The 24,902-nt window shown below is 67.4% G+C and carries 27 protein-coding genes, 1 tRNA gene and 1 pseudogene; 19 read left to right on the top strand and 10 right to left on the bottom strand.

Annotated elements, in window-relative coordinates:
* A partial coding sequence (locus BLV97_RS19210) for an IS5 family transposase (RefSeq protein ID WP_143037587.1) occupies positions 1–339 on the top strand: 339 nt, incomplete at its 5' end.
* A gap of 57 nt (positions 340–396) precedes the next feature.
* On the opposite strand, the gene BLV97_RS19205 is transcribed toward BLV97_RS19210, so the two are convergent.
* Positions 397–473, bottom strand: a tRNA-Ile gene (locus BLV97_RS19205).
* Positions 474–643: 170 nt separating this feature from the next.
* Here BLV97_RS19205 and purM point away from each other — a divergent pair.
* Entirely contained in the window at positions 644–1,690 is a 1,047-nt protein-coding gene (gene purM / locus BLV97_RS19200) for a phosphoribosylformylglycinamidine cyclo-ligase (RefSeq protein WP_035839958.1), read from the top strand.
* Positions 1,687–2,277, top strand: a complete 591-nt coding sequence (purN, locus tag BLV97_RS19195; RefSeq protein WP_035839960.1) for a phosphoribosylglycinamide formyltransferase — start codon at positions 1,687–1,689, stop codon at positions 2,275–2,277. Before purM ends, purN begins: the two co-directional genes overlap by 4 nt.
* 92 nt (positions 2,278–2,369) lie before the next feature.
* On the opposite strand, the gene BLV97_RS19190 is transcribed toward purN, so the two are convergent.
* On the bottom strand, positions 2,370–3,497 hold the full coding sequence (locus BLV97_RS19190; protein WP_035839963.1) for an S-(hydroxymethyl)glutathione dehydrogenase/class III alcohol dehydrogenase: 1,128 nt from the start codon (positions 3,495–3,497) through the stop codon (positions 2,370–2,372).
* Positions 3,498–3,817: 320 nt separating this feature from the next.
* On the opposite strand from BLV97_RS19190, the gene BLV97_RS19185 reads away from it, so the two are divergent.
* The 9 genes from BLV97_RS19185 (at position 3,818) to ureG (ending at position 9,469) form a co-directional block, all read left to right on the top strand.
* Positions 3,818–4,642: an urease accessory protein UreD gene (locus tag BLV97_RS19185; protein WP_035839966.1), complete on the top strand. Its 825-nt coding sequence runs from the start codon at positions 3,818–3,820 to the stop codon at positions 4,640–4,642.
* Positions 4,643–4,651: 9 nt separating this feature from the next.
* Positions 4,652–4,954 (top strand): urease subunit gamma, encoded by a 303-nt coding sequence (locus BLV97_RS19180; protein WP_035839969.1) that lies wholly within the window; start codon positions 4,652–4,654, stop codon positions 4,952–4,954.
* A 51-nt stretch (positions 4,955–5,005) separates the two neighbouring features.
* Positions 5,006–5,311: an urease subunit beta gene (locus BLV97_RS19175; RefSeq protein ID WP_035839972.1), complete on the top strand. Its 306-nt coding sequence runs from the start codon at positions 5,006–5,008 to the stop codon at positions 5,309–5,311.
* A gap of 21 nt (positions 5,312–5,332) precedes the next feature.
* A complete protein-coding gene (locus tag BLV97_RS19170; protein WP_143037586.1) occupies positions 5,333–5,650 on the top strand; it encodes a hypothetical protein in 318 nt (105 codons plus the stop codon).
* Between the two features lie 9 nt (positions 5,651–5,659).
* Positions 5,660–7,369, top strand: a complete 1,710-nt coding sequence (gene ureC, locus BLV97_RS19165) for an urease subunit alpha (RefSeq protein ID WP_035839978.1) — start codon at positions 5,660–5,662, stop codon at positions 7,367–7,369.
* A 100-nt stretch (positions 7,370–7,469) separates the two neighbouring features.
* Entirely contained in the window at positions 7,470–7,937 is a 468-nt protein-coding gene (locus tag BLV97_RS19160) for an urease accessory protein UreE (protein WP_035839981.1), read from the top strand.
* A gap of 11 nt (positions 7,938–7,948) precedes the next feature.
* Positions 7,949–8,233 carry a YrhK family protein gene (locus BLV97_RS19155; protein WP_035839984.1) on the top strand — a complete coding sequence of 95 codons (285 nt, stop codon included), beginning with the start codon at positions 7,949–7,951 and terminating at the stop codon, positions 8,231–8,233.
* Positions 8,223–8,861, top strand: coding sequence for an urease accessory protein UreF (locus BLV97_RS19150; RefSeq protein WP_035839987.1), 639 nt, complete (start codon positions 8,223–8,225; stop codon positions 8,859–8,861). The genes BLV97_RS19155 and BLV97_RS19150 overlap by 11 nt, the downstream gene beginning before the upstream one ends.
* Positions 8,858–9,469, top strand: coding sequence for an urease accessory protein UreG (ureG, locus tag BLV97_RS19145; protein ID WP_035839989.1), 612 nt, complete (start codon positions 8,858–8,860; stop codon positions 9,467–9,469). The genes BLV97_RS19150 and ureG overlap by 4 nt, the downstream gene beginning before the upstream one ends.
* Before the next feature lie 7 nt (positions 9,470–9,476).
* On the opposite strand, the gene BLV97_RS19140 is transcribed toward ureG, so the two are convergent.
* The 3 genes from BLV97_RS19140 to BLV97_RS19130 all read right to left on the bottom strand — a co-directional run bounded on the left by BLV97_RS19140 (position 9,477) and on the right by BLV97_RS19130 (position 13,965).
* Entirely contained in the window at positions 9,477–10,436 is a 960-nt protein-coding gene (locus BLV97_RS19140) for a hypothetical protein (protein ID WP_035839991.1), read from the bottom strand.
* A 112-nt stretch (positions 10,437–10,548) separates the two neighbouring features.
* Positions 10,549–11,604, bottom strand: a complete 1,056-nt coding sequence (locus BLV97_RS19135) for a glycosyltransferase family 2 protein (protein WP_035839994.1) — start codon at positions 11,602–11,604, stop codon at positions 10,549–10,551.
* 33 nt (positions 11,605–11,637) lie between these two features.
* A complete protein-coding gene (locus tag BLV97_RS19130) occupies positions 11,638–13,965 on the bottom strand; it encodes a glycosyltransferase family 2 protein (protein WP_051645919.1) in 2,328 nt (775 codons plus the stop codon).
* A 184-nt stretch (positions 13,966–14,149) separates the two neighbouring features.
* On the opposite strand from BLV97_RS19130, the gene BLV97_RS19125 reads away from it, so the two are divergent.
* The gene (locus tag BLV97_RS19125; protein WP_035839997.1) at positions 14,150–14,998 is read left to right on the top strand and encodes a glycosyltransferase family 32 protein; all 849 of its coding nucleotides are present in this window, start codon (positions 14,150–14,152) and stop codon (positions 14,996–14,998) included.
* A gap of 158 nt (positions 14,999–15,156) precedes the next feature.
* Here the strand turns inward: BLV97_RS19125 and BLV97_RS19120 are convergent, their stop codons facing one another.
* The 4 genes from BLV97_RS19120 to BLV97_RS19105 all read right to left on the bottom strand — a co-directional run bounded on the left by BLV97_RS19120 (position 15,157) and on the right by BLV97_RS19105 (position 18,097).
* The gene (locus tag BLV97_RS19120; RefSeq protein WP_035840000.1) at positions 15,157–15,777 is read right to left on the bottom strand and encodes a LysE family translocator; all 621 of its coding nucleotides are present in this window, start codon (positions 15,775–15,777) and stop codon (positions 15,157–15,159) included.
* A gap of 82 nt (positions 15,778–15,859) precedes the next feature.
* Positions 15,860–16,480, bottom strand: coding sequence for a YdeI/OmpD-associated family protein (locus tag BLV97_RS19115; protein ID WP_035840003.1), 621 nt, complete (start codon positions 16,478–16,480; stop codon positions 15,860–15,862).
* Between the two features lie 76 nt (positions 16,481–16,556).
* Positions 16,557–16,865 carry an ASCH domain-containing protein gene (locus BLV97_RS19110; RefSeq protein WP_035840006.1) on the bottom strand — a complete coding sequence of 103 codons (309 nt, stop codon included), beginning with the start codon at positions 16,863–16,865 and terminating at the stop codon, positions 16,557–16,559.
* Entirely contained in the window at positions 16,865–18,097 is a 1,233-nt protein-coding gene (locus tag BLV97_RS19105) for an acyl-CoA dehydrogenase (protein WP_035840008.1), read from the bottom strand. The genes BLV97_RS19110 and BLV97_RS19105 overlap by 1 nt, the downstream gene beginning before the upstream one ends.
* A gap of 93 nt (positions 18,098–18,190) precedes the next feature.
* Here BLV97_RS19105 and BLV97_RS19100 point away from each other — a divergent pair, with 93 nt between their 5' ends.
* The 5 genes from BLV97_RS19100 to BLV97_RS19080 all read left to right on the top strand — a co-directional run bounded on the left by BLV97_RS19100 (position 18,191) and on the right by BLV97_RS19080 (position 23,913).
* On the top strand, positions 18,191–19,084 hold the full coding sequence (locus tag BLV97_RS19100; protein WP_035840011.1) for a LysR substrate-binding domain-containing protein: 894 nt from the start codon (positions 18,191–18,193) through the stop codon (positions 19,082–19,084).
* Positions 19,085–19,278: 194 nt separating this feature from the next.
* Positions 19,279–20,151, top strand: a complete 873-nt coding sequence (locus BLV97_RS19095; RefSeq protein ID WP_051645920.1) for an AAA family ATPase — start codon at positions 19,279–19,281, stop codon at positions 20,149–20,151.
* A 65-nt stretch (positions 20,152–20,216) separates the two neighbouring features.
* Positions 20,217–21,473 carry a vWA domain-containing protein gene (locus tag BLV97_RS19090; protein WP_035840016.1) on the top strand — a complete coding sequence of 419 codons (1,257 nt, stop codon included), beginning with the start codon at positions 20,217–20,219 and terminating at the stop codon, positions 21,471–21,473.
* 413 nt (positions 21,474–21,886) lie between these two features.
* Complete coding sequence (locus BLV97_RS19085) at positions 21,887–22,909, top strand: XdhC family protein (protein ID WP_051645918.1); 1,023 nt, start codon at positions 21,887–21,889, stop codon at positions 22,907–22,909.
* A 5-nt stretch (positions 22,910–22,914) separates the two neighbouring features.
* Positions 22,915–23,913 (top strand): molybdopterin-binding protein, encoded by a 999-nt coding sequence (locus BLV97_RS19080; protein WP_035840025.1) that lies wholly within the window; start codon positions 22,915–22,917, stop codon positions 23,911–23,913.
* Between the two features lie 362 nt (positions 23,914–24,275).
* Here the strand turns inward: BLV97_RS19080 and BLV97_RS21310 are convergent, their stop codons facing one another.
* A complete protein-coding gene (locus tag BLV97_RS21310; RefSeq protein WP_160169159.1) occupies positions 24,276–24,428 on the bottom strand; it encodes a hypothetical protein in 153 nt (50 codons plus the stop codon).
* 94 nt (positions 24,429–24,522) lie between these two features.
* On the opposite strand from BLV97_RS21310, the pseudogene BLV97_RS19075 reads away from it, so the two are divergent.
* Positions 24,523–24,902, top strand: a pseudogene (locus tag BLV97_RS19075) (IS5 family transposase); the annotation flags it as partial.

Raw genomic sequence — 24,902 nt, 5'->3', positions numbered from 1 at the left:
CTGTTCGTCACCGCCGGACAGGTGAGCGATTATATCGGCGCGCGGGCGCTGCTCCGCAGGCTGCCAAACGTCAAATGGCTGCTCGGGGATCGTGGTTATGACGCCGACTGGTTCCGGGAAGCGTTGCAGGACAAAGGGATACGCGCTTGCATCGCCGGCCGGAAGCAACGCAAGACCCCGGTCAAAGACGACAAGCGCCGGTACAAACGGCGAAACCGCACCGAGATCATGTTCGGCAGGCTCAACGACTGGAGGCGCGTTGCCACCCGTTACGACCGCTGTCCCAAGGCATTCCTCTCTGCCATCGCACTCGCGGCTATCGTCATCTATTGGTTATGAATCCTGACCCTAGGTAGTCGCATAAAATTGCGTGTTTTCAGGTATATAGATTTGCAGTGGTAGGCCCGGAGGGACTCGAACCCCCAACCAAGGCGTTATGAGCGCCCTGCTCTGACCAATTGAGCTACAGGCCCGGCGCTCTCTAGGTGTCAGATCGCCCCTGCGGGGTCAAGCGCTGCCGCGCCATGGCCCGCCCCTTTTGGCCACCCGTTTCCGCCCCCTTGGCCCGCCCTCTGCCGTGCAGCCCCGCGTTGCGCGGCACGCGGGTTTCGTCTATGCGGGGCCAAACGTTTGAGAGGCTGCCATGACGGATGCGAAGAACGGGCTTACCTATGCCCAGGCGGGGGTGGATATCGACGCGGGCAATGCCCTGGTCGAGCGGATCAAACCCGCCGCCAAGCGCACCGCACGGCCCGGCACGATGGCCGGTCTCGGCGGTTTCGGAGCGCTGTTCGACCTGAAGGCGGCAGGCTATCGCGATCCGGTTCTGGTCGCCGCGACCGATGGCGTGGGCACCAAGCTGCGGATCGCCATCGACACCGGCCACGTCGGCCAGGTCGGCGTCGATCTGGTCGCGATGTGCGTGAACGATCTGATCTGCCAGGGGGCGGAGCCCCTGTTCTTCCTGGATTATTTTGCCACCGGCAAGCTGAAGGTCGACGAGGCCGCGGCGGTGATCGAAGGCATCGCCGAGGGCTGCGCGGCGTCGGGCTGCGCGCTGATCGGGGGCGAGACGGCCGAGATGCCGGGCATGTATCACGCCGGCGATTTCGATCTGGCGGGCTTTGCCGTGGGCGCGATGGAACGCGGCGGCGATCTGCCCGCGGGCGTGGCCGAGGGCGACGTGCTGCTGGGGCTTGCCGCGTCGGGCGTGCATTCGAACGGCTTTTCGCTGGTGCGCAAGGTGGTCGAGCGCGCGGGGCTGGGCTGGGACGCGCCGGCGCCCTTTGCGCAGGGCACGCTGGGCGAGGCGCTGTTGGTTCCGACCAAGCTCTATGTCACCTCGGCGCTGGCCGCGGTGCGCGCAGGCGGGGTGCACGGGCTTGCCCATATCACCGGGGGCGGGCTGACCGAGAACCTGCCGCGCGTGCTGCCGGAAGGCCTGGGCGCCGAGATCGACCTTTCGTCGTGGCAACTGCCGGGGGTCTTCAGCTGGCTGGCCGAGGGCGCGGCGCTGACCGAGGCCGAGCTTTTGAAAACCTTCAACGCGGGCATCGGCATGGTCGCCGTGGTCGCCGCCGACCGGGCGGATGCGCTGGCCGATCTGCTGGCCGCCGAGGGCGAGACGGTGCATCGCATCGGTCGGGTCGTGGCCGGGCAGGGGGTGCGCTACGGCGGGCGCCTGCTGTGAAGCGCGTCGCGATCCTGATCTCGGGCGGCGGGTCGAACATGGTGGCGCTGGTGCGCTCGATGACCGGCGATCACCCGGCGCGGGCCGTGCTTGTGGCCTCGAACGATCCGCGGGCCGGGGGGCTGGAGCGGGCGCGTGAGATGGGTGTCGCCACGGCCGCCGTCGATCACCGGCCCTTCGGCGGCGACCGGCCGGCGTTCGAGGCGGAACTGCTGAAGCCGATCCTGGCGGCGGAGCCGGACATCCTGTGTCTTGCAGGCTTCATGCGGGTGCTGACGCCGGATTTCGTGCGCCGGTTCGAGGGGCGGATGCTGAACATCCATCCCTCGCTATTGCCGAAATATCCCGGCCTCAACACCCATGCCCGGGCGCTGGAAGCCGGCGACGCCGAGGTCGGCTGCAGCGTGCATGAGGTTACCGCCGAGCTGGACGCGGGGCCGATCCTTGGCCAGGCCCGGGTGCCGGTGTTGGCGGGCGACACGCCCGAGACGCTGGCCGCGCGGGTGCTGGAGCAAGAGCACAGGCTTTATCCGGCGGTGCTGCGGCGTTTCGCCGGCGGGGACCGGACGCCGGTGATGTCGGGCTGAGGGCCGGGCCGCGGCGGGGGCGTTGCCCCCTGCACCCCCAGAGTATTTGAGCCAAGATGAAGGAGGATGCGCGGGGCCGGCCGCCGTCGGGGTCAGTAAAGCACGACCGAACGGATCGATTCGCCCGCGTGCATCAAATCGAAGCCCTTGTTGATCTCATCAAGGGTCAGCGTATGGGTGATCATCGGGTCGATCTCGATCTTGCCGTCCATGTACCAATCGACGATCTTGGGCACGTCGGTGCGGCCGCGCGCGCCGCCGAAGGCGGTGCCTTTCCAGACCCGGCCGGTGACCAGCTGGAAGGGGCGCGTGGCGATCTCGGCCCCCGCCGGCGCCACGCCGATGATGATCGATTGGCCCCAGCCGCGATGGGTGCATTCCAGCGCGTCGCGCATCACCTGGACATTGCCGGTGCAATCGAAGGAATAATCCGCGCCGCCGATCTGGTCGAAGGGCGTCTTCGTCATGTTGACGATCTCGGCCACCACGTTGTCCACCTCGGACGGGTTGAGGAAATGGGTCATGCCGAAGCGTTCGGCCATGGCCTTCTTGGCCGGGTTCAGATCGACCCCGATGATCATGCCGGCGCCCGCCAGGCGCAGGCCCTGGATCACGTTCAGGCCGATGCCGCCCAGCCCGAAAACCACCGCCTTGGCGCCGATTTCCACCTTGGCGGTGTTGATCACCGCGCCGATGCCGGTGGTCACGCCGCAGCCGATGTAGCAGATCTTGTCGAAGGGGGCGTCCTGGCGGACCTTGGCCACCGCGATCTCGGGCAGCACGGTGTAGTTCGAAAACGTCGAGCAGCCCATGTAATGCAGGATCGGATCGCCATCGAGCGTCGAGAAGCGCGAGGTGCCGTCGGGCATCACCCCCTGGCCCTGCGTGGCGCGGATCGCGGTGCAGAGGTTGGTCTTCTGGCTCAGGCACGACGGGCAGGCGCGGCATTCCGGCGTGTAGAGCGGGATCACATGGTCGCCCGGCTTCACCGAGGTCACGCCCGCGCCGACCTCGACCACCACGCCCGCGCCCTCATGACCCAGGATTGCCGGGAACTGGCCCTCGGGGTCGGCGCCCGACAGGGTGAATTCGTCGGTATGGCAGATGCCGGTGGCCCTGATCTCGACCATCACCTCTCCGGCGCGCGGCCCTTCGAGGTTCACTTCCATGATTTCAAGCGGTTTTCCGGCCTGAACGGCAACGGCGGCACGGGTGCGCATGGCGTCTCTCCCTGGCAAGGCATGATGCGGCGCGCGGCGAGGCCACGCCCTTGCTTCGTCGCTAACGCGATCCGACCGGAAGGTCTAGCGCGGAAGATGGGTGCGCCCCTGATCCCGGGGCCGCGCGATGGCATGGCGTCGCGCTGGCCGGCGCGCGCGGACTTGGGCCGTGCGGCGAAACCGGGTATGATTTTCGGAGAGTGCCCAAGAGTTAGGCGATGGCGGTGCGAAATGCGGCAAAATCGCGGGGAGGCGCGGCGGCGACCTGCCGCCGGGGGGATCGGCGCATGCCGGGCCCGGCCTTCGCGCTAGGAAGGGGCATGTTCGACGCGCCGCATCCCCTGTCCTCGCTTCAGCGCACCCGTGGCCGGGCCTGTGTCGGGCTTGGTGCGGGCGCGCGGATCATGGAACTGTCCCAGGAGGGGGCGGCGAAGGTGTTCTTGCCGCGCAGCCACGGGCCGTGGCCCGAGGCGGTGTTCCTGAATACCTCCGGCGGGCTGACCGGCGGTGACCGGCTGGCCTATCAGGTGACGCTGGCCGAGGGGGCACGGGCCGTCGCCACCACGCAGACGGCCGAGCGCGCCTATGCCTCGGCCGGCGGCTGGGCCGAGCTGGAGGTGGCGCTGCGGCTGGGGCCCGGCGCCGCGCTGGACTGGCTGCCGCAAGAGACGATTCTGTTCAACCGCTCGGCGCTGCGGCGGCGGACGGTGGCGGACCTGAGCGCAGACGCGCGGTTGCTGATCTGCGAGATGGTGGTGTTGGGCCGCGCCGCGATGGGCGAGGTTCTGGCCGAGCTGGAGTTGCGCGACTGGCGCGAGGTGCGCCGCGACGGGCGCCCGGTTCTGGTCGAGCCGCTGCGCCTGGCGGCGGGATCGCTGGCGGGCGGGTCGGCGCTGATCGGGGGGGCGCGGGCTTTCGCGACGGTTGCGCTGATCGCCCCGGGGGCCGAGGATGCCTTGGCAGCGGTGCGCGCGGCGCTTGGACCGACGGACGGGGGTGACGGGGTCGAGGCGGCGGCCTCGGGCTGGGACGGGAAATGCGTGGTGCGGCTGCGCGCGGCCGATGCGCTGCCCCTGAAGCGGGCGGTCGCCAAGGTACTGAAGGCGATGCGGGGCAGGGCGCTGCCGCGTGTCTGGCAGATCTAGGGAGGGGGCATGAATCTGAGCCCGCGCGAGAAGGACAAGCTTCTGGTCAGCCTGGCCGCCATGGTGGCACGCGGGCGGTTGGCGCGGGGGGTGAAGCTGAACCATCCCGAGGCGATCGCGCTGATCACCGATTACGTCGTCGAGGGCGCACGCGACGGGCGATCGGTTGCGGATCTGATGTCGGCCGCGGCGGGGGTGGTGACGGTGGAGCAATGCATGGAGGGCGTGCCGGAGATGATCCATGAGGTTCAGGTGGAGGCGACGTTTCCCGACGGAACCAAGCTGGTGACGGTGCATCACCCGATCCGCTGAGGCATGGTGCGGTGCCGCTGGCGTATTTGGGGAACAATGAAAGGACGGAGGATGATCCCGGGAGAGCTGTTCGTGGCCGAGGGCGAGATCGAGCTGAACGCCGACGCCGATGTGGTGGTGCTGATGGTGGCCAATACCGGGGACCGGCCGGTTCAGGTGGGCTCTCACTACCATTTTGCCGAGGCGAACGCGGGGCTTGATTTCGACCGCGCGGCGGCGCGGGGGCGGAGGCTGGATATCGCCGCAGGCACAGCTGTGCGATTCGAGCCCGGCCAGCGGCGCGAGGTGAATCTGGTGCCCTACGGCGGCGCGCGGCGGGTCTTTGGGTTCAATCAGCAGGTGATGGGAACGCTCTAGGCGACGCAGAGCGGTCATTTGATGGAGGTATTGCAGATGGAGGTATTGCAGATGGAGGTATTGCAGATGATGACACCGATCGAATTCTGGCGTGCGGGTTTCGTGTTCTGGACCCGGGCAGCCGAGGCTCAGCTGGAATTCGCCAGCCGATGGATCTGCGCCGTGGGGCTAAGCCAGCGCGCGGCGCAAACGGCTGCGCAGAAGGCGACTATCGAGGCTCTGCGGGCGGCGTCGGTGGTGCCCTTGGCGCCGAATGCGATTTCGACGCCGGTGCCGAAACGCGCCGCCCGCAAGGCGCCGCGCTTGGCCGCCTCGCGCTGTCGTCCTACTGCTCATTGAGGAACGCCCATGCCCAGCCGGATCTCTCGTGCCGCCTATGCCGACATGTTCGGGCCGACCACCGGCGACCGGCTGCGGCTGGCCGATACCGATCTTATCATCGAAGTTGAGAAAGACCTGACAACCTACGGGGAAGAGGTCAAATTCGGCGGCGGAAAGGTGATCCGCGACGGCATGGGGCAAAGCCAGGCAAGCCGGGCCGAGGGGGCCGTGGATACGGTAATCACCAACGCGCTGATCGTCGATCATGCGGGGATCTACAAGGCCGATGTGGGGCTGCGTGACGGGCGCATCGCGAAGATCGGCAAGGCCGGCAATCCTGACACCCAGCCGGGGGTGGACATCGTCATAGGTCCCGGCACGGAAGCCATTGCAGGGGAAGGAAAAATCCTGACGGCAGGGGGCTTTGACGCGCATATCCACTTTATCTGTCCGCAGCAGATCGAGGATGCGCTGCATTCGGGCCTGACGACGATGCTGGGCGGCGGCACCGGGCCCGCGCATGGCACGCTGGCGACCACCTGCACGCCGGGGCCCTGGCATATCGGGCGGATGTTGCAGGCCGCGGATGCCTTTCCGATGAATCTGGCCTTTGCGGGCAAGGGCAACGCCAGCCTGCCCGCCGCGCTGGTCGAGCAGGTCAAGGCCGGCGCCGCCTGTCTGAAACTGCACGAGGATTGGGGAACGACCCCTGGCGCGATCGACAATTGCCTGTCGGTGGCCGACGATCACGACGTGCAAGTGATGATCCACACCGATACGTTGAACGAATCAGGTTTTGTCGAGAACACGTTGAAAGCGTTCAAGAATCGCACGATCCACGCATTTCATACCGAAGGCGCGGGCGGCGGTCATGCGCCCGATATCATCAAGGTGGTGTCGGCGCCGAACGTCATCCCGTCGTCGACCAACCCGACGATGCCCTACACGGTGAACACGATCGAGGAACATCTCGATATGCTCATGGTCTGCCATCATCTGGACAAGGCGATCCCCGAGGACGTGGCCTTCGCCGAAAGCCGCATCCGGCGCGAGACGATCGCGGCCGAGGACATCCTGCACGACATGGGGGCGTTTTCGATCATCTCGTCCGACAGCCAGGCGATGGGGCGCGTCGGAGAGGTGATCATCCGCACCTGGCAGACCGCGCACAAGATGAAGGTGCAGCGCGGGCGGCTGGCCGATGAGCAAGGCGATAACGACAACTTCCGTGTCCGGCGATATATCTCGAAATACACGATAAATCCGGCAGTTGCGCACGGTATTTCACACGAAATCGGCTCGATCAAGGAGGGCAAGCGCGCCGATCTGGTATTGTGGAGCCCGGCGTTCTTCGGGGTCAAGCCTGAGATGGTGCTGATCGGCGGTTCGATCGCGGTGGCGCAGATGGGCGATCCGAATGCGTCGATCCCGACGCCGCAGCCGGTCTATTCGCGGCCTATGTTCGGTGCTTTCGGCCGCGCGGTGGAGCGCGCCGCAGTGGTCTTCGCGTCGCAGGCCGCGGTGGATGAGGGGATTGGCGACCAGCTTGGCCTTGCGAAGGATGTGCTGGCGGTGCGGCGCACACGGGGCATCGGCAAGGCCGACATGGTGTTGAACGATGCGACGCCCGAGATCGAGGTGAACCCCGAGACCTACGAAGTGCGCGCCAACGGCGAGCTTCTGACCTGTGAGCCGGCCAAGGAATTACCCCTTTCGCAAAGGTATTTCATGTTCTGATACAATGTGATGCGTGGCAGAGTTCATTTATTGGATGAAGATTTTGTGGGCACGTCCGTGCCCCGCCTTTCCCGCATCCCCAGCAACTGAAGAGAACCACATGACAGACCTGCCCACCGCCCATCACATCCGCCACGCCGCGGCCGACAGCGCCTTGGATCATGTCACGCTTGACTATGATGGGCGGCTATTGCGGCGCAAGCGGCTGCAGACGGCGGGCGGGCAGGACTTTCTTGTTGATCTCAAGGAAACGGTTAGCCTTTACCACGGGGATTGTTTCGAATTGGGTGACGGCACGCTGATCGCCGTGGTGGCCGCGGACGAGCCGTTGGTTGCGATCACCGGCGATCTGCCGCGGCTGGCCTGGCATATCGGCAACCGCCACACGCCCTGCCAGATCGAGGTCGACCGGCTTCTGATCCGCGCCGATCCAGTGCTGGAGAAGATGCTGCAGGGGCTGGGCGCCCGGATCACGAAAGTGACCGCCGGCTTCACGCCCGAGGGAGGCGCCTATGGTCACGGGCGCACGATGGGCCATGATCATGGACATGATCACCATCACCATTGAAAGGACCGCCCATGCAAATGTTCCACCCCGACAACCGCCACGCATCGGCCGAGCACGCGAAACTGTGGGCCGCCTATGAGATCGCCTATACGGCGGTGGATTTCTCGGCCGCGGCGATGTTCGTCGTGGGTTCGGTCCTGTTCTTCTGGTCCTCGACGACCTATGCCGCGACCTGGTTGTTCGTGATCGGGTCGCTGTTTTTCGGGTTGAAGCCGACGATCCGCCTGGTGCGCGAGGTCCGCATGGTTTCGCTTGGCAAGGACCAGCAGTTGGCGGAGCGTCTGAATGGCGGCTGACGCGGGGCTGCTGAGGCTGACGCAATGGCTCTCGCCTGCCTTTCCGCTGGGCGGTTTCGCTTATTCGCATGGGCTGGAGGCGGCGGTGACCGCCGGCCAAGTGCGGGGCGCCGGGGACCTGCGCCAGTGGGTGGCCGATGTGCTGCGCGAGGGGGCGGGGCGGGCGGATGCGATCTTGCTGGCGCAGGCGCTGGCGGGCGCCGATCCGGGGCCGCTGGACGATCTGGCCCGCGCGCTGGCATCTTCGCGCGAGCGGCTGGCCGAGACGGTCGAGCAGGGCTCTGCCCTGATCCGCACCATCAACGCGCTGACCGGCGCCGCGCATCCGCCGATGGCGCTGCCGGTGGCGCTGGGGGTGGTGGCGCGCGGGTTGGATCTGCCGCCCGCGCAGGTGATCGCGCTGTACCTGCAGGCCTTTGCCGGCAATATCGTGATGGCCGGGGTGCGGTTCATTCCGCTGGGTCAGACCGAGGGCCAGGCGGCGCTGGCCGCGCTGCACCCGGTGATCCTGGCCGTCGCGGAAGAGGCCGCCGCCGCGCCGCTGGAGGCCCTGGGCGGCGCCGCGATCGGATCAGACATCGCCGCGATGGCCCATGAAACCCTGGAGACGAGGATCTTTCGCACATGACATCCCTGAATGGTCCGCTGCGGGTGGGCATCGGCGGCCCGGTGGGCGCGGGCAAGACGACGCTGACCGAACAGCTTTGCCTGGCGCTGCGCGACACCTATTCCATCGCCGTGGTGACCAACGACATCTACACCCGCGAGGATGCCGAATACCTGATGCGTGCCCAGGCTTTGCCGCTGGAACGCATCCGCGGCGTGGAAACCGGCGGCTGCCCGCATACCGCGATCCGCGAGGATGCCTCGATCAACCTGGCCGCGCTGGCGGATCTGAATGCGGCGATCCCGGATCTGGACATCGTGCTGATCGAATCGGGCGGCGACAATCTGGCCGCCACCTTCAGCCCGGAACTGGCGGATCTGACGATCTACGTCATCGACACGGCGGCGGGCCAGGACATTCCGCGCAAGAAGGGCCCCGGCCTGGTGCGGTCGGACCTGCTGGTGGTGAACAAGACCGATCTGGCGCCCCATGTCGGCGTCGACCGCGATCTTCTGGAACGCGATACGCGGGCGGCGCGCGGCGCGCGGCCCTATGTGATGGCCAGCTTGAGGACGGGCGAAGGCGTGGCCCAGGTGGTGGCCTTCCTCAAGCGCGAAGGCGGGCTGTGATAGCGCGTCAGCCTAGGGCGGGCGGCAGGGTCATGCCGTCCTCGGCAAGGCGTTCCTCCAGTGCCTGAAGGCGTTGCTGGAACCGCGGCCGGCTGCCCCCGCGGCTGACGGCTCGGCATAGAAGCGCTGCCAGAAGCGTGCGGTCGTCGCGTTCCAGCACGCCCAGAAGCGTGCGCAGATAGGGGGTGTAATTGCGCCGCGCGCGGTAGAATTGGTGAAACAGCGCGGGTGTCAGGCGGCCTTCACAGGCGGCCTCTATCAGTGGCGACAAGATGTTCATGAAGGCGAAGGCGGGGGCGATCTCGGCGCCCAGATAGGGGCAGGCCAGCGGGGTCACATGCGGCCGCCGGAACAGCGAGGCATGCATCGCGTCCGGGGTTTCGCGCGGGTCATAGGCCAGGAACACCGCAGCCGCGCCGTCGATCATGTCGGGCGCGTAGCCATAGCGCGAGGTGAAATCCAGCCGCCGGTATTCCGCCAGCCGTTCGTCCCAGCCGCAGACCGAAGGATGTACTGTCGCCACCGGGTTCAGTGCGACCACCGTCGCCCCGGGCGCCGCCACCGAATAGGCACAGGCGCCATAGCCGCCCATCCCGGCGCCAAAGAACACGACGCGATCGAAATCCTCGAAGAAGGCGTCATCGACGAGGCGGTCGAAATAGCCATAGACCGCCGGATCGCGAAACCAGGTCTCGCCATCGGCGATGATCGACAGCTGCGACCAGCCGTGCTGGGCTGCGATCCGGTGGCCCAGTGGCATCTGGCCGGGATCGGCCGAGCGCACGACGCTGAGGCTTTCGAAACTGACCAGAAGCGTCGGCGCGGCATCGGTGAAGAAGGCGAAATGCCGCTCGCCCAGGCGCTCGAAATACCCGGCCTCTTCGCCGATCTCGTCGATCGCGGCAATCCACTCGGCCTTGGTCTGGGCGTTTGCCGCATCCGCGGCGCGGACCTCTTCCATCGTCATCAACCTGCCTTCGTTACCTGCCACCCCTTATACAACATTTGCACGCGGCAGTATTGGGCAAGCTTTGAGGCAGGGGTAAGGCCTTTGCAAGCGATGGCTGAACAATCGCGCGTCATTGTTTCGCGCGCGCGTCCCGCGCGATGGCCAGCATCCGCCCGGCCTGGCGCGGCGACAAAACCCGGGTCGCCGGCGTCAGCAGCAATTGGCCAAAAAGCGCGCGCATCGCCTCATCATCCATCAGGTCGCGAAACCGCTGCCGGCGCCAGGCCACTGCCGCGCCGTGCAGCCGGTCAAGCTCTGGATCGGCGTGCAATTCGGCCAGCAGGACCCGGCGCGCGGGCCCAAGCGCGTCGGCGGAAAGGTCTTCGACGGCGGAAAAGTTGCGCTCTACCCAATAGGCCAGATCGAAGCTGCCGCCGCGGTTGGCGCGGCCCCGGTCCCGCTTGACGATGAAATTCTCCATGCTGCCCAAGGCGTAATGGTTCAGCTGCACCAGGGCGAAATTGTCCTGGCCAAAGTCCGAAAACACCCGATTGGTCAGGAAATCACCCGCCAGAGGCCGGCCCGATCCGTCGACCCAGCGCGCGCCCTCCAGGCGGGCGCGATCGGGCGCGCGCGGCCGGTGGACGCCCAGCTTGGCATAGGTGCCATCGTTGCGAAACAGCGTCTTGAACATCGCCGCGCGCCAGGGCCAGGGCAGCACCGCAGGCGCCGCACGGCGGAAGGTCTCGGTCACCGGGGTATCGCTGAAGTCGACGATTCCGGCATTGCCGAACATCCGCCAGGTCAGGGCAAAGGCCGTGGCGTCGGGCCGTTCCGCCACCAGCGCGTCCAGGCTGTGATCGCCGGCATGGACGCAGACGAATTCGTCGACATCCGAAACCAGGATCCATTCGGCCCGCGCAACCGAGGGGTGCCGGCCGGCATCCCCCAGCGCCTGCCATTGCGGCCCCTTGGGATGGGGGCCGGGATTGGGCACATGATCAAGCCAACCCATCGCCGCCAGCCGATCCAGCATCGCGTCGGTGCCGTCATCGCAATCGTTGGAATAGACAAGGAAATGATCCACCCCCGCCGCGCGGTGATGGGCCAGCCATTCCAGCAGATAGGCGCCCTCGTTGCGCATCGAGGTGACGATCAGAAAGCGCTTAGCCCCCTTTCCGCTCATCCTTTCATTGTTCCCCAAATACGCACCTTTCCGTCAGTGCCGCGCCTCGCCCTGATGACGCACGGTGAAGAAGAAATCCGGCGGCAAATCCTGCAGATGCAGATCGGGCGGGATCACCTGCGGCCCGGCATTGAACACATTCGCGCCGAACACATGCAACATGCGCGACAGCCTCTCCATCCGCGTGCCCGTAAGTTCCTCGTAGAAGGCGCGCTGATCGGGCCGCGCCATCAGCTCGGCGATCTTGGCGCGGTGGCAGGCCACCGAATGCGCATGGGCGGCGGCGATCTCGGGGTCGGCCAGCAGACGCGCGTATTCCGCCCGCGCGGCGGGGATCATGCGCTGGATCGAACGCTCGTCCTCGGCGTTGTGGTTCATGCGGAACCAATAGGCCAGTCCCTGGTCGCGGTCGGTGTGGTTCACCCGGCCGCGGTCGCGCTTGACCAGAAAGCTCTCGGCCGAGCGCACCGCGTAATGGTTCAGGCTTACCCAGTCGTAGCCATAGCTCGCCACGGTCGAACGCCAGCCGTTGCGGATCATCTCTACCGGCATCGGCCGGCCCGAACCGTTGAGCCATCTCACCTGTGGCCACAGGTCGGGCTTCAGCCCCTTGGGCCGATGCACGCCGAGCTTCTTGTAAAGCCCGATGTTGCGAAACAGCGTCTTGAACCCCCAGGCCTGATGCGGCTTGCGCACCAGTTCCGGCGCGCAAAGCGTGAATTGCTCGGTCACGAAGCGGTCCTGGTAGTGGTGCACATCTGCATTGCCGAACAGCCGCCAGGTCAGCGAGATCATGTTGGCATCACCCATAGCCGCAAAAAGCGCGGGCAGTGTGCCATCGCCGATCTTGATATTGATGAATTCATCGACATCCATGCAGATCGTCCAGCCGGCGGACCGGATCACCGCCTCCTCCTCGGCCGCCGCCAGCGCGGCGTGCTGGGGCTTGAGGCCGGGCATCCGCCGGAACGGGTTGTCGCGGTGCTGGACCAGGCCCTTGCGTTGCAGAAGATCCAGCATCGAGTCGGTGCCGTCGGTGCAATCGTTGGTGTAGATCAGAAAATCCTGCACCCTGATCGCGCGGTGATGGGCCAGCCATTCCAGGATGAAGGGGCCTTCGTCCTTCATCGTGGTGACGATCGCGGTGCGGCCCGCGTTCACCGCCATCGCCGGGCCGGTCTCGATTTCCGATCGCGGCGGGCGCACCGGATCGGCGCCGAAGAAATGCTGTGCCAGGCGCAAGAGGCCCGCGTCCTCGACCAGGCTGGTCTTCGGCGCCAGGGCCGATGTCGGCTGGCCCGGCGCGCGGATCCCCATGCAGCGCAGGAAGGGGATCATCCGCGCGGGGTCGGGCTTGGCACCGCCGATGCGGATCGCGCGCCAGATCGTGTCGGGGCCGGCCTGGGCGGGCGCGACGCACCAGCGCGCGACGCCGCGCGTGGTGTCGAAGGGCGCGCAGATATGATCGCCGAAGCCGGCCGCCGCACCCTCGCGCAGCCGCCAGGGATAGATCCGCCGTCCCGCCAGCGTCACCACGCCCGAAGGCTGCGCCCGTGCCGCGGCAAAGGCCGACGGCGCCCCAGGGCCCGGCGGCGCCAGCAAGTCGCTGATATCGAGATTGGCCACCGCACCGGCCCGGTCAAGGAAACGGGCGCGCGCGGCCTCGTAGATCAGGAATTCGCCCAGCGGCGCGCGCCAGGGATCGGGGGCAGGGGGTGTCATGCGGTCCTTGCCGGGCGCGTCGGGGGCCAGATAGGGATGGCTTTCGGGGCCGGTACCGGGCCTGCCCAGCGCCAGACCCGCGCCCAGCACCACGACACGCAGATCTTTGGGCAGACCCTCGGGGCGCGCGGCGCAGGCTGCCTGCAGCGCGGCGACCAGCGCCGGCCCGCGCGGCGCGGCGCTGTCGGGCGGCGCGCGATCGACGATCACCGCGCCACGCAACCCGTGCAGGCGCGCGTGATAGGCCAACCAGTCGCGCAGCAGATCGGCGCTTTCCTCGATCCGCATCGCCAGCAGGCAATCGCGCCCGGCCAGGAACCCGGTCTCGACCACCGAGGGCGGCACCCGCAGCACCCCGCCATCGGCCAGCGCCAGCACGATGTCGCCGCCCCCGGCCTGGCGCCGACCGGCGACGCGGAGCGCACCGTTCAACTCCTGCAGCGTCTCGATCCGGTCGCAGCCCGCGCGCGCCACCGTGTCGAAGGCGGCAGCCGGCGTGCCGGCGGCGAAGAAGGCGCGAAATTCGCCTTCCGCGCCCGCCGCGCCACCTTGAACCACCGCGTCCAGCCAAGTCAGCCCCGCGGCGGTGCCGAAGCCTAGGTCGCGGCCCCGGATCTCGGGCGCGCTGCTGCCTGTCATCTGTGCCTGCCCCATGAACCTTTGACGATGTCTAGCATATCTCATGCGGCGCGGAAAACACGCGCGTCGACGGGGAAGGCCCCCAGGGCGCGGATCAGTGGCTTCGCGGCGGGTTCTGTGCCATCAAGACGGCACACCGGGGCCGGGATCGGCGGGCCCGGGGACGGGCGGAAGAGGGCGAAGCATGCCTCAGGATTACCAGATCGCGGCCTTGTGGATCGGCGGAGAGCTTAGCTTTCTCGAACAGCTTTGCCTGAAATCCTTTCTCGATGTGGGTCATCAGGTGAAGCTTTACACCTATCATGGCATCTCCAACGCGCCGGATGGCTGCGAGATGGCCGATGCAAACGAGATCCTGCCGCAGGACAATTTCCTGCGCCACGCCCGCACCAATTCGCCCGCGCTGCATTCGGATCTGTTCCGCTATCACCTGCTGGCCCGCAACGACCGTACGATCTGGGCCGATACCGACGCCTATTGCGTGAAGCCCTTCACCAGCGAAACCGGCCATTTCTACGGCTGGGAAAGCCCGCGCCATGTGAACGGGGGCGTGCTGGGTTTTCCGCCCGACAGCGAGGCCTTGGGCCGCCTGCTGGAATTCACCCGCGACGAATTCGCCATCCCGCCCTGGTTTTCGGACGCAGAGCGCGCCGAGCTGGAGGCACGCAAGGCCGCCGGCACCCCGCTGCATGCCGGCGAGATGCCCTGGGGCGTCTGGGGCCCCCACGCGATCACCCATTTCGCACAAGCCACGGGTGAGCTGAAATATGCCCTTCCGCAGGCCGCGCTTTACCCGATCCCCTACCGCGAGCGGCAGGTGATGCTTTATCCCGGCTATGATCTTTCCGCCTACCTGACGGACGAGACCTTCTCGATCCATTTCTACGGCCGCCGGATGCGCGCGCGGATCAACGCGGTGCAGGCTGGCGTGCCCAAGCCGCGCAGCCTGATCGGGCAATTGCTGAAGAAGCACGGCATCGACCCGCTTGCCGCCCCGATCCCGCAAAAGCCGGGCGAGACCGACGACGACTAGTCCCGACCCGGCTCTACCCCGCGCTGTGCTTCATCTTGGCGGAAATACTCCACGGGGGTGCGGGGGTGTGAAACCCCCGCTGACGGCGCGGGTGCGGGGGTGTGAAACCCCCGCTGACGGCGCGGGTGCGGGGGGTGTAAAACTCCGTCCGCGGCGCCTCAGCGACGCGACAACGCCGCTGTCATCAGCCCCATGCCGATCAATGCGCCGCCGCCGGTGCGGTTCATCGCGCGCAGCACGCGCGGGCTGCGGATGCGGGCACGTAGCCGGTCCGCCAACAGCGCATAGAACAGCACGTTCAGCGCGGCGAGGCTGACGAAGGTTGCGATCAGCACCACGAATTGCGGCGCAAGCGGCTGGCCGAGGCGAATGAACTGCGGCACGAAGGCGATGAAGAAGGCGATCGATTTCGGGTTCAGCGCCGTCACCGCCGCGGCATGGGCAAAGATCGCCCGCGCCGTCTTGGGGGCGGGGTCCTCGACCTCCATGGCGGCGGGGCGCGCACGCAGCAGCTTCACCCCCAGCCAGACCAGATAGACCGCGCCGATCCATTTCAGCACGGTGAACAGCTCCGCCGAGGCCATCACCAGCGCGCCCAGCCCCAGAAGCGAGGTGGTCATGGCGATGAAATCCCCCAGCGCCACCCCAAACGCCATCGCCAGCGCCACCCGGCGCCCCTGGGTCAGCGAATAGGAGACGACCAGCAGGATCGTCGGTCCCGGGATCATCAAGAGCACGGTGGCTGCAGCAACGAAGGCAAGCCAGATGTCGATCGACATGAGAGTCTCCTGCAGCAAGGACGCAAGCAAGCCATGGGCGGGGCCCGCGCGCAAGCCCTTCCGTCCCGATTGCGCATTTCGGCTACCGTTCGTTCATGCCCTTGCCGGCCAGGATCTTGCCGCGCACCCTTTTGATGCGGGCGCGGCGGGTCTGCGGCGTCTTCGCGGCGCCAAGATGGATCACATAGCTGCGTTGCCGCCCCGGGGTCAGCGCGTCGAAGGCCTCGGCCAGTTCGGGGTCGGCATCGAGCGCCTCACGCAGTTCGTCGGGCAGGGAAATGTCGCGCGGCGGTGGTGGCGGCTGGGTGCCGGCCTCGGCCTGGCGCATCGCCTCGGCGAGATAGGTCCGCAGTATTGGTTCCAGCGCTGCGACGGCGCCTGCGTCGGCAAATCGGATCGTCCCCTTGTGCCGCGCGTTCGGTCCCGCCGTCTGCAGCACCTGCGCGGGATCGCATAGCTGGGCAGGGGTCATGAAGCTAAGCCGGAAGTCGCCGCGAAAAGCGTTGATCAGGGCGATGTTGCGCCCCGCGTGACGATAGCAGGGATGGCCCCAGCGCACGGCCTCGTCCAGCCCGGCGTCGCGGCAGATCCGGCGCAATTCGGCCAGTCCCTCGGTCCAGATGCGGGTGGCGCAATCGGCGGTGCCGAAACGCTTGCAGCGGCCGCAGCCCCTGGTGAAATATGCCTCGACCTCGGTGATCATAGCGCGCCTTCCATCGCTGCGAGGAAAGTCTAGCGCCCCCCTGCCTGGGCGCAAGGCCGACGCCGATGCGCGGGCCTTATACCGGCGGAAGGTGTTCGACCACCAGCACCATATCGCCGAGCTTGATCTGCGGATAATGCGCGCGTTTTCCCGCCAGCATGACGTCGGGCGGCCAGGCCGCCTGCATCCCCACCAGCGCAGCCGCGTCGCGCAGGGCCACGTCCCAGACCCGCGTCACCTCGACCACCACGCGCCGATCGGTGCTTTCGCAGACATATTCCATCGGCCCCGGCACGATCCGCGGCTCGCGCCAGCGAATCGTGTGGGTTTTCTCGCCCGAAAGGATCGCCGGAAACAGCCTTTCGGCGACGGGCAGGGACTGCATCAGAAGAACGCCTGAATGCCCGTCTGCGCGCGGCCCAGGATCAGGGCGTGCACGTCATGGGCGCCCTCATAGGTGTTCACCGTCTCGAGGTTGACCATGTGGCGCATGACCTGGAATTCCTCGGAAATCCCATTGCCGCCATGCATGTCGCGCGCCATCCGCGCGATTTCCAGCGCCTTTCCGCAATTGTTGCGCTTGACGATGGAAATCATCTCGGGCGCGGCCTGGGCCGCATCCATCAGCCGCCCCACCTGCAGCGCGCCCTGCAGGCCCAGGGTGATGTCCGTCATCATGTCGGCCAGCTTCTTCTGGTAAAGCTGCGTGCCCGCCAGCGGCTTGCCGAACTGCTTGCGATCCAGCCCATATTGCCGCGCCGCATGCCAGCAGAATTCGGCCGCGCCCAGCGCCCCCCAGGCAATGCCATAGCGCGCCCGGTTGAGGCAGCCGAACGGCCCCTTCAGCCCCTCGACATGCGGCAAAAGCGCGTCCTCGCCGACCTCGACCCCCTCCATCACGATCTCGCCGGTGATCGAGGCGCGCAAGGACAGCTTGCCGCCGATCTTGGGCGTGCTGAGGCCCTTCATGCCCTTTTCCAGCACGAAGCCGCGGATCTTGCCGCCATGGGCCTCGGATTTCGCCCAGACCACGAAGACATCGGCGATCGGCGCGTTCGAGATCCACATCTTGGAACCGGTCAGCACATAGCCGCCCTCGGTCTTCACGGCCCGCGTCTTCATCCCCGCCGGGTCAGATCCCGCGTCGGGCTCGGTCAGCCCGAAACAGCCGATCCATTCGCCGGACGCAAGCTTCGGCAGGTATTTGCGGCGCTGCTCCTCCGAGCCATAGGCATAGATCGGATACATCACCAGGCTCGACTGCACCGACATCATCGACCGATAGCCCGAATCCACGCGCTCGATCTCGCGCGCGACCAGGCCGTAGGCGACGTAGCCCGCGCCGATCCCGCCGTATTCCTCGGGGATGGTCACGCCCAGAAGGCCCATGCCGCCCATCTCGGCAAAGATCGCCGGGTCGGTCTTTTCCTCGCGGAAGGCCTCGATCACCCGGGGCTGAAGCTTTTCCTGGGCGTAGCTGTGGGCAGCGTCGCGCATCATACGCTCGTCCTCGGTCAGCTGGCTGTCCAGGCGCAGCGCGTCCTGCCAGTCGAAACGCCCCAGATCGGGGGCGTCCTTGGCCTTCAGCTTCGGCTTGTCGGGGGCGGCGGTGTCCATGATGAGTCTCCTCGTGTTTCGGCGCCGAGTCTTGCACGGCATCGGCCGAGCGTCTAACGAAACCCATGCCCGAGTTCATGAGGAAAACTCATAATGTCGATCGCCCGCCGCTATCTGCCCTCGATCGCCGCCCTGACCGCGCTGGAGGCGGTGGCGCGGCTGGGAACGGCCTCGGCGGCGGCCGAGGAATTGTCGCTGACGCAGGGCGCGGTCAGCCGCCAGCTGCGCGCGCTGGAGGATCAGCTGGGCGTTGCGCTGCTGATCCGCGAACGCCAGCGGCTGGCGCTGACGCCGGCGGCGGCGGATTATGTGGCCGAGGTGCGCAAGGCGCTTGGCATCCTGTCCTCGGCCGCGCTGACGCTGAAGACGAACCCGCGCGGCGGCAACCTGAACCTGGCGATCCTGCCGGCCTTCGGGATGCATTGGCTGGCGCCGCGGCTGGCGGATTTCGCGGCGCGGCACCCGGAGGTGTCGGTGAACCTTTCGACGCGGCTGCGGCCCTTCGACTTCGCCACCCAACCCTTCGACGCGGCCATTCACTACGGCCGCCGCGACTGGCCCGGCGCGGCCTATCTGAAGCTGATGGAGGAAGAGATCCTTGCCGTCGCCGCGCCCGCGCTTGTCCCCCGGCCGCTTGCCGCGCCGCAGGAGGTACTGCGCATGCCGCTGCTGCAACTGGCAAGCCGCACCGGCGACTGGGGCCGCTGGCTGGCCCATCACGGCGTGGCGGGGCGGCGCCCGGGCGGGATGCTGTTCGACCAGTTCGCGACCATGACCCAGGCCGCGATCCACGGGCTTGGCCTGGCCCTGTTGCCGGTTTTCCTGATCGAGCGCGATCTGGCCGAGGGCCGCCTGGTGCCAGTCTTTGGCGGGCCGGTGCGCGCGCTTGGCTCTTATTACCTGGTCTGGCCCGAGGATCGCCCCGCGCGCGGACCGCTAGAGAGCTTCCGCGCCTGGGCGGCGGAGGAGGTGGGGCGGGAGAGGTGAGAAGCAGGCGCCGGGGGTTTCACACCCCCGGACCCCCGTGGAGTATTTGGACCAAGATGAATGAAGGGGAGCTGTTCGCCAGACATGCACCAACGCGCGAGGTCTCTTGACCGTTTCGCCGCGCGCCCGCAGCATGGCGGCCGGGAGGATCCGTCTTGACGAACACACCGAAATCCATCGACGCCGTGACCGATATGCTGGCCGGCGAGAACTATGTCTGCGGCCGCGCGCTGGCGACGGTTACCTATCTCTCCCTCACGCTGGGCAAGCCGCTGTTCCTGGAAGGTGAGGCCGGCGTCGGCAAGACCGAGATCGCCAAGGCCATCGCCGCGGCCCTGGGCCGCCGGCTGATCCGGCTGCAATGCTACGAGGGGCTGGATGCGGCCTCGGCCGTCTATGAATGGAATTTCGCCGCCCAGATGATCGCGATCCGCACTGCCGAGGCCGGCGGCGGCGCCGACCGCGACGCGCTGCAATCCGAACTGTTCGCCGAGGAATACCTGATCGAACGCCCGCTTCTGCAGGCCATGCGCCCGCAGGCTGGCGGCGCCCCGGTCCTGCTGATCGACGAACTCGACCGCACGGATGAACCCTTCGAGGCCTTCCTGCTCGAGGCGCTGTCGGATTTCCAGGTCACGATCCCCGAACTCGGCACGGTGAAAGCGCCCGAACCGCCGATCGTCATCCTCACCTCGAATCGTACCCGTGAGGTCCATGACGCGCTCAAGCGCCGCTGCCTCTACCATTGGGTCGACTACCCCGATTTCGACCGCGAGATGGAAATCCTCCACGCCCGCGCCCCCGAGGCGACCGAGACCCTCAGCCGCGAGATCGTGGCCTTCGTGCAGAAGCTGCGCACCGAGGACCTGTTCAAGCGCCCCGGCGTCGCCGAAACCATCGACTGGGCGAAATGTCTGCTTGCCCTCGATGTGCTGGACCTCTCGCCCGAGGTGATCTCCGACACGATCGGCGCGATCCTGAAATACCAAGACGACATCCAGCGCCTGCAGGGCTCCGAGGCCAAGCGCCTGCTCGACGAAGTCAGAAAGGACATCGCCGCCCAATGATCCTTCATCTTGGCGAAAATACTCTCGGGGGGTGCGGGGGGCAGACAGCCCCCCGCCGCTGACCCATGGCCCAGCTTCCCGCGCTCGAGATCCCCGAAGACGGCAAGCTTGCCGGCAACATCACCCATTTCGCCCGCGCCCTGCGCCACGCTGGCCTGCCGATCGGCCCAGGTTCGGTGCTCGACGCGATCCGCGCGGTCGAGGCCGTGGGCTTCTCCGAGCGCGAGGATTTCTACTGGACGCTGCACGCCTGCTTCGTGCGCCGCCCCGAGCACCGCCTGGTCTTCGCCCAAGTGTTCCGCCTCTACTGGCGCGACCCGCGCTACATCGAGCACATGATGGCGATGATGTTGCCCGCCGTGCGCGGTGCGCAAGAGGATCGCCGCGCCGCCGCCGCCGAGAAGCGCGCCGCCGAAGCGCTGCTTGACGGCCGGCAGCCCGACCTGCCCGAGCATCCGCAAACGCCCGAGGAAGAGCGGATCGAGATCGACGCGGCACGCACCGCCTCGCGAGAGGAACGCCTGCGCGGCCTAGATTTCGAACAGATGTCGGCCGCCGAGATGGCCGAGGCCAAGCGCATCCTCGCCCGCCTTTCGCTGCCGGTGCGCCCGATTGCCTCGCGTCGTACCCGGGCGGATGCGCGGGGCTTGCTGCCCGATTGGCGCGCCACCTTCCGCGGCGCGCTGCGCCAGGGCGGCGAGATCCGCGATTTCGCGCGCCGCGCCCGGCGCACGCGCTGGCCCAACCTGGTGGTGCTGTGCGATATCTCCGGCTCGATGTCGGCCTATTCCCGCGCGGTGCTGCACTTCCTTCATGCGGTGTCGAACACCAAGGGGCAGGGCTGGGCGCGGGTGCATGCCTTCACCTTCGGCACGCGGCTGACCAACATCACCCGCCAGCTCCGCGCCCGCGACGTCGACGCGGCGCTCGCGGCGGCGGGGGCCGAGGCGCGCGATTGGGAAGGCGGCACGCGCATCGCCAGCAGCCTGCGCGCCTTCAATCGCGACTGGTCGCGCCGGGTCATGGCGAACGCGGTGGTGATCCTGATCACCGACGGGCTCGACCGCGACGACGCCGGCCAGCTCGGCCCCGAGATCGAAAGGCTGCATCTGTCGGCGCGCCGCCTGATCTGGCTGAACCCGCTGTTGCGCTGGGACGGCTTCGCGCCGCGCGCCGGCGGCATCCGCACCATGCTGCCCCATGTCGACAGCTTCCGCGCCGGCCACAATATCGCGGCACTCGAAGGGCTGGCGCAGGCGATCTCCGACCCCGGTGACGCGGGCGAGAAGGCGCGGCTGATGGCGATGCTCGATCCGATTTGATCCAGATCAAGGCCGGTGCCGGCCAAGCCTGCAACAGAGAACCCACACGGGCGAAGACCGGGGTTCCAAGCGATCGGTCCGGCCCGTACTTTCCAAGATCCGATCCCTTCCTAGTCGGATCTTGTGATGCGCCGGGAGACCTCCCTCTCTCGGCGCCTTCTTTTTCTTGGCGGGGCTTTCATGGCCCCAAGCGCGGGCACCATCCTTCGGCGTTGCAACCGTCCGCCCCGGCTTTTGCCGGGTGCCCCCCGGCAGGAAGGGTAAGCCGACAGGAAAGACCGTCCGGCAAGGCAGGCAGCCCCGCGCCCGGCGGCGGAAGCCCCCGACCAACCCTGGCCAAGCCGCTCCGGCGCCATATCTGATGCTGGCGCCGGGGCGCATTCCGCCCCATAGTCGCCACCGAGGAGGACGCCATGACCGACACGCCCCGCGCCCAACCTGGCGCTCGACCCCGCGCCCATGACCAGATCCCCGAGATCGCGCTAGACTGGCACCGCGACGGACGCGGCGCCGCGCTTGCCACCGTGGTCGAGACCTGGGGATCGGCGCCGCGCCCGGTGGGCAGCCAGCTGGCGATCTCGGGTCAAAGCGACATCATGGGGTCGGTTTCGGGCGGCTGCGTCGAGGGCGCGGTGGTGGTCGAGGCGCTCGAGGCACTGGAAGACGGCATTCCGCGGCTGTTGACCTTCGGCGTCTCGGACGATCAGGCCTTTGCGGTGGGGCTGGCCTGCGGCGGCACGATCCGGGTGCTGGTGCAGCCGGTCGGCGGCACCCTGACCGAGGTCATGCTGGCGCGCGTCGCCGAGGCCCGTGCCGCGCGCCGACCGATCGCGATGATCGTCGATCTGGAAAGCTGGGAAACCCGGGTGACCGAAGGCCCGGGCGATCCGCTTCAGGCCGCGATCGCGGCGCGCTACCGCAGCGACAAGTCCGGCGTCGAGGAAGACGGTCGGCATTTCATCGGCATCCAGAACCCGCCGCTGCGTCTGGTCGTGGTGGGCGCCGCCCATATCGCCCAGCCACTGGTGGCGATGGCGCGGCTGGCGGGCTACGATCCCTTCCTCGTCGACCCGCGCGAAGCCTTCGGCGCCGCCGCCCGTTTCCCGGGCGAGACGATCAGCAACGACTGGCCCGACGCGGCGCTGGCGGCGCATGGGCTGGACGCCCGCACCGCGGTGGTGACGCTCAGCCACGATCCCAAGATCGACGACCCGGCGATCATTGCAGCTCTGAATTCCGACGCCTTCTACCTTGGCTGCCTCGGCTCCTCCCGTACCCATGCCAAGCGGCTCGACCGGCTGGCCGCGGCGGGGCTGGGCGCCGGGCAGATCGCGCGCATCCATGCCCCGGTGGGCCTGGACATCGGTGCGAAAAGCCCGGCCGAGATCGCGGTGGCGATCCTTGCCCAGATCACCGCCGTGTTGCGAAAGGGCTGACCGGGATGCGCTTTGGTCCGGTGCCCATCGATCAGGCGGAAGGCGCGATCCTGGCGCATTCCGAAGCCCTGGCCGGGCGCAAGCTGAAGAAGGGAAGGGTGCTGACGGCGGCGGATCTGGCCGCCTTCCGCGACGCGGGGGCGACACAGCTTACCGTCGCCCGGCTCGATCCCGGCGACGTGCCCGAAGACGCCGCCGCCACCCGCCTTGCCGCCGCCCTGGTGCCCGACGCGGAAGCCGCCGGCCTGACCCTGTCGCCCGCCTTCACCGGCCGGGTCAACATCAAGGCCGCGCGCCCGGGCCTCGTGGCGCTTGACCCCGGCGCGATCAGGGCGCTGAACCTGATCGACCCGGCGCTGACGCTCGCCACCCTCGCCCCGCTGACCCGCGTGCCCCCCGGCGCCCTTGTGGGGACTGTGAAGATAATCTCTTATGCCATTGGCGAAGATACGCTTTCACGCGCCGAACAGGCCGCCCGCGCGGCCCTGTCGCTGCACCCCGTCACCCGCCGCACCGCGGGCCTTCTGCTCAGCGAACTGCCCGATCAGCCGGCGAAGATCTCGGCCAAGGCCCGCCGCGTCACCGACCAGCGGCTGCAGGCCCTCGGCGTCGAGCTGATCGAAACCCGCGCCACCGCGCACGAGGCCGGCGCCATGGCCGAGGCGCTGGCCGAGATGCGCGCAGAGATGCTGCTGATCCTCACCGCATCGGCCACCTCGGACGCGCACGACACTGGCCCCGATGCGCTGGCGCGCGCCGGCGGCACGCTGACCCGCTTCGGCATGCCCGTCGACCCCGGCAACCTGCTGTTCCTTGGCCGTCTCGGCACGCGCCCGGTCATCGGCCTGCCGGGGTGCGCGCGCTCTCCGGCGCTTAACGGCGCCGACTGGGTGCTTGAGCGTATCGCCTGCGGGCTTGACCCAACGTCAGATGACATCGCCGCCATGGGCGTCGGCGGGTTGCTCAAGGAAATCCCCCAGCGCCCGCAGCCGCGCGAAGGCTAAGGCCTTCCTTTCTGGGGAAAATATCCTCGGGGGGGGGGGGCGCAGGGCCCGGGGGCAGTGGCGCATTCCTTGTGGTGGGACATTTTTGGTCTCGGATCGAGTGGCGCTCCGGCGTCCGGCCCTTTGCAATAGATGGTGCACGGGAACCCACGAAGGCCCGAAGCGCGACGACCGCTTCGACCCCGTTCGACTGGATGCTGCAAGTGTACGAATGTCGGCTTTTCGAGTGGCGACGAACGGCCTACGACTTGGGATGTGCCACAGACAAGTAGCGGTCAGGATCGGCTTGCTGAGCATGTGGAGCGGATCAATGGATGCGACCTGCAGCAGCTTCTTGGGCGAGATCGCCGCGGTGGCTAATCTCACCACGATCCCAGGGCAAAACCCCTGCGTCTGGGGCGCCACGCCAACACCATCGGATTGTCTGCCTGGTCCATGTCGGTGATGATCACGTCAGGCTCCAGCCCGGCAAGTCGCCTTCGTGCCTCGGCCTCGGACGCAGCTGCGGCGTGCATCTGGTAGCCGAGATATTCGCATAGGTACTAGGGTCAGGACCCATTGATTTCCGGTTGGCCGCGTGATTCACAGTTCGAAAAACGAGCGGTGAACATGTCTGATCTCTTCTGGCTGACGGATGCGCAGATGGCGCGTCTTGAGCCCTTCTTCCCCAAGTCACACGGCAAACCCCGCGTTGATGATCGGCGCGTGTTGAGTGGAATTATTTTTATCAATCGCAATGGTTTACGGTGGCGCGATGCCCCTGCTGCCTATGGGCCGCACAAGACGCTGTACAACCGTTGGAAACGGTGGAGTGACAAGGGCATCTTCGCCCGGATGATGGCCGGTCTGGCCGCCGAGCATGGCGAAAAGAAGACTGTGATGATCGACGCCACTTACCTGAAGGCACACCGAACAGCGACCAGCATGGGCGTGAAAAAGGGGGGCGTGGACGCCTGATTGGCCGGACAAAGGGCGGCATGAACACCAAG

The sequence above is a fragment of the Allgaiera indica genome (genome assembly GCF_900106675.1).
Lineage (GTDB): Bacteria > Pseudomonadota > Alphaproteobacteria > Rhodobacterales > Rhodobacteraceae > Acidimangrovimonas > Acidimangrovimonas indica.
This window is presented reverse-complemented; position numbering and strand designations above follow the sequence as displayed.

Excerpts from the sequence above, each read along its gene's own strand:
- BLV97_RS19140 (WP_035839991.1), bottom strand. The coding sequence starts at position 10,436 with ATGACGATGGAAGAGGTCCGCGCCGCGGATGCGGCAAACGCCCAGACC.
- BLV97_RS21310 (WP_160169159.1), bottom strand. The coding sequence starts at position 24,428 with ATGCACGCCGCAGCTGCGTCCGAGGCCGAGGCACGAAGGCGACTTGCC.
- purM (WP_035839958.1), top strand. The coding sequence starts at position 644 with ATGACGGATGCGAAGAACGGGCTTACCTATGCCCAGGCGGGGGTGGAT.
- BLV97_RS19135 (WP_035839994.1), bottom strand. The coding sequence starts at position 11,604 with ATGAGCGGAAAGGGGGCTAAGCGCTTTCTGATCGTCACCTCGATGCGC.
- BLV97_RS19100 (WP_035840011.1), top strand. The coding sequence starts at position 18,191 with ATGTCGATCGCCCGCCGCTATCTGCCCTCGATCGCCGCCCTGACCGCG.
- BLV97_RS19085 (WP_051645918.1), top strand. The coding sequence starts at position 21,887 with ATGACCGACACGCCCCGCGCCCAACCTGGCGCTCGACCCCGCGCCCAT.
- BLV97_RS19175 (WP_035839972.1), top strand. The coding sequence starts at position 5,006 with ATGATCCCGGGAGAGCTGTTCGTGGCCGAGGGCGAGATCGAGCTGAAC.
- BLV97_RS19095 (WP_051645920.1), top strand. The coding sequence starts at position 19,279 with ATGCTGGCCGGCGAGAACTATGTCTGCGGCCGCGCGCTGGCGACGGTT.
- BLV97_RS19130 (WP_051645919.1), bottom strand. The coding sequence starts at position 13,965 with ATGACAGGCAGCAGCGCGCCCGAGATCCGGGGCCGCGACCTAGGCTTC.
- BLV97_RS19185 (WP_035839966.1), top strand. The coding sequence starts at position 3,818 with ATGTTCGACGCGCCGCATCCCCTGTCCTCGCTTCAGCGCACCCGTGGC.
- BLV97_RS19180 (WP_035839969.1), top strand. The coding sequence starts at position 4,652 with ATGAATCTGAGCCCGCGCGAGAAGGACAAGCTTCTGGTCAGCCTGGCC.
- BLV97_RS19160 (WP_035839981.1), top strand. The coding sequence starts at position 7,470 with ATGACAGACCTGCCCACCGCCCATCACATCCGCCACGCCGCGGCCGAC.
- BLV97_RS19125 (WP_035839997.1), top strand. The coding sequence starts at position 14,150 with ATGCCTCAGGATTACCAGATCGCGGCCTTGTGGATCGGCGGAGAGCTT.
- BLV97_RS19115 (WP_035840003.1), bottom strand. The coding sequence starts at position 16,480 with ATGATCACCGAGGTCGAGGCATATTTCACCAGGGGCTGCGGCCGCTGC.
- BLV97_RS19105 (WP_035840008.1), bottom strand. The coding sequence starts at position 18,097 with ATGGACACCGCCGCCCCCGACAAGCCGAAGCTGAAGGCCAAGGACGCC.
- BLV97_RS19150 (WP_035839987.1), top strand. The coding sequence starts at position 8,223 with ATGGCGGCTGACGCGGGGCTGCTGAGGCTGACGCAATGGCTCTCGCCT.
- BLV97_RS19110 (WP_035840006.1), bottom strand. The coding sequence starts at position 16,865 with ATGCAGTCCCTGCCCGTCGCCGAAAGGCTGTTTCCGGCGATCCTTTCG.
- BLV97_RS19120 (WP_035840000.1), bottom strand. The coding sequence starts at position 15,777 with ATGTCGATCGACATCTGGCTTGCCTTCGTTGCTGCAGCCACCGTGCTC.
- BLV97_RS19190 (WP_035839963.1), bottom strand. The coding sequence starts at position 3,497 with ATGCGCACCCGTGCCGCCGTTGCCGTTCAGGCCGGAAAACCGCTTGAA.
- BLV97_RS19170 (WP_143037586.1), top strand. The coding sequence starts at position 5,333 with ATGGAGGTATTGCAGATGGAGGTATTGCAGATGGAGGTATTGCAGATG.
- BLV97_RS19080 (WP_035840025.1), top strand. The coding sequence starts at position 22,915 with ATGCGCTTTGGTCCGGTGCCCATCGATCAGGCGGAAGGCGCGATCCTG.
- BLV97_RS19155 (WP_035839984.1), top strand. The coding sequence starts at position 7,949 with ATGCAAATGTTCCACCCCGACAACCGCCACGCATCGGCCGAGCACGCG.
- ureC (WP_035839978.1), top strand. The coding sequence starts at position 5,660 with ATGCCCAGCCGGATCTCTCGTGCCGCCTATGCCGACATGTTCGGGCCG.
- ureG (WP_035839989.1), top strand. The coding sequence starts at position 8,858 with ATGACATCCCTGAATGGTCCGCTGCGGGTGGGCATCGGCGGCCCGGTG.
- BLV97_RS19090 (WP_035840016.1), top strand. The coding sequence starts at position 20,217 with ATGGCCCAGCTTCCCGCGCTCGAGATCCCCGAAGACGGCAAGCTTGCC.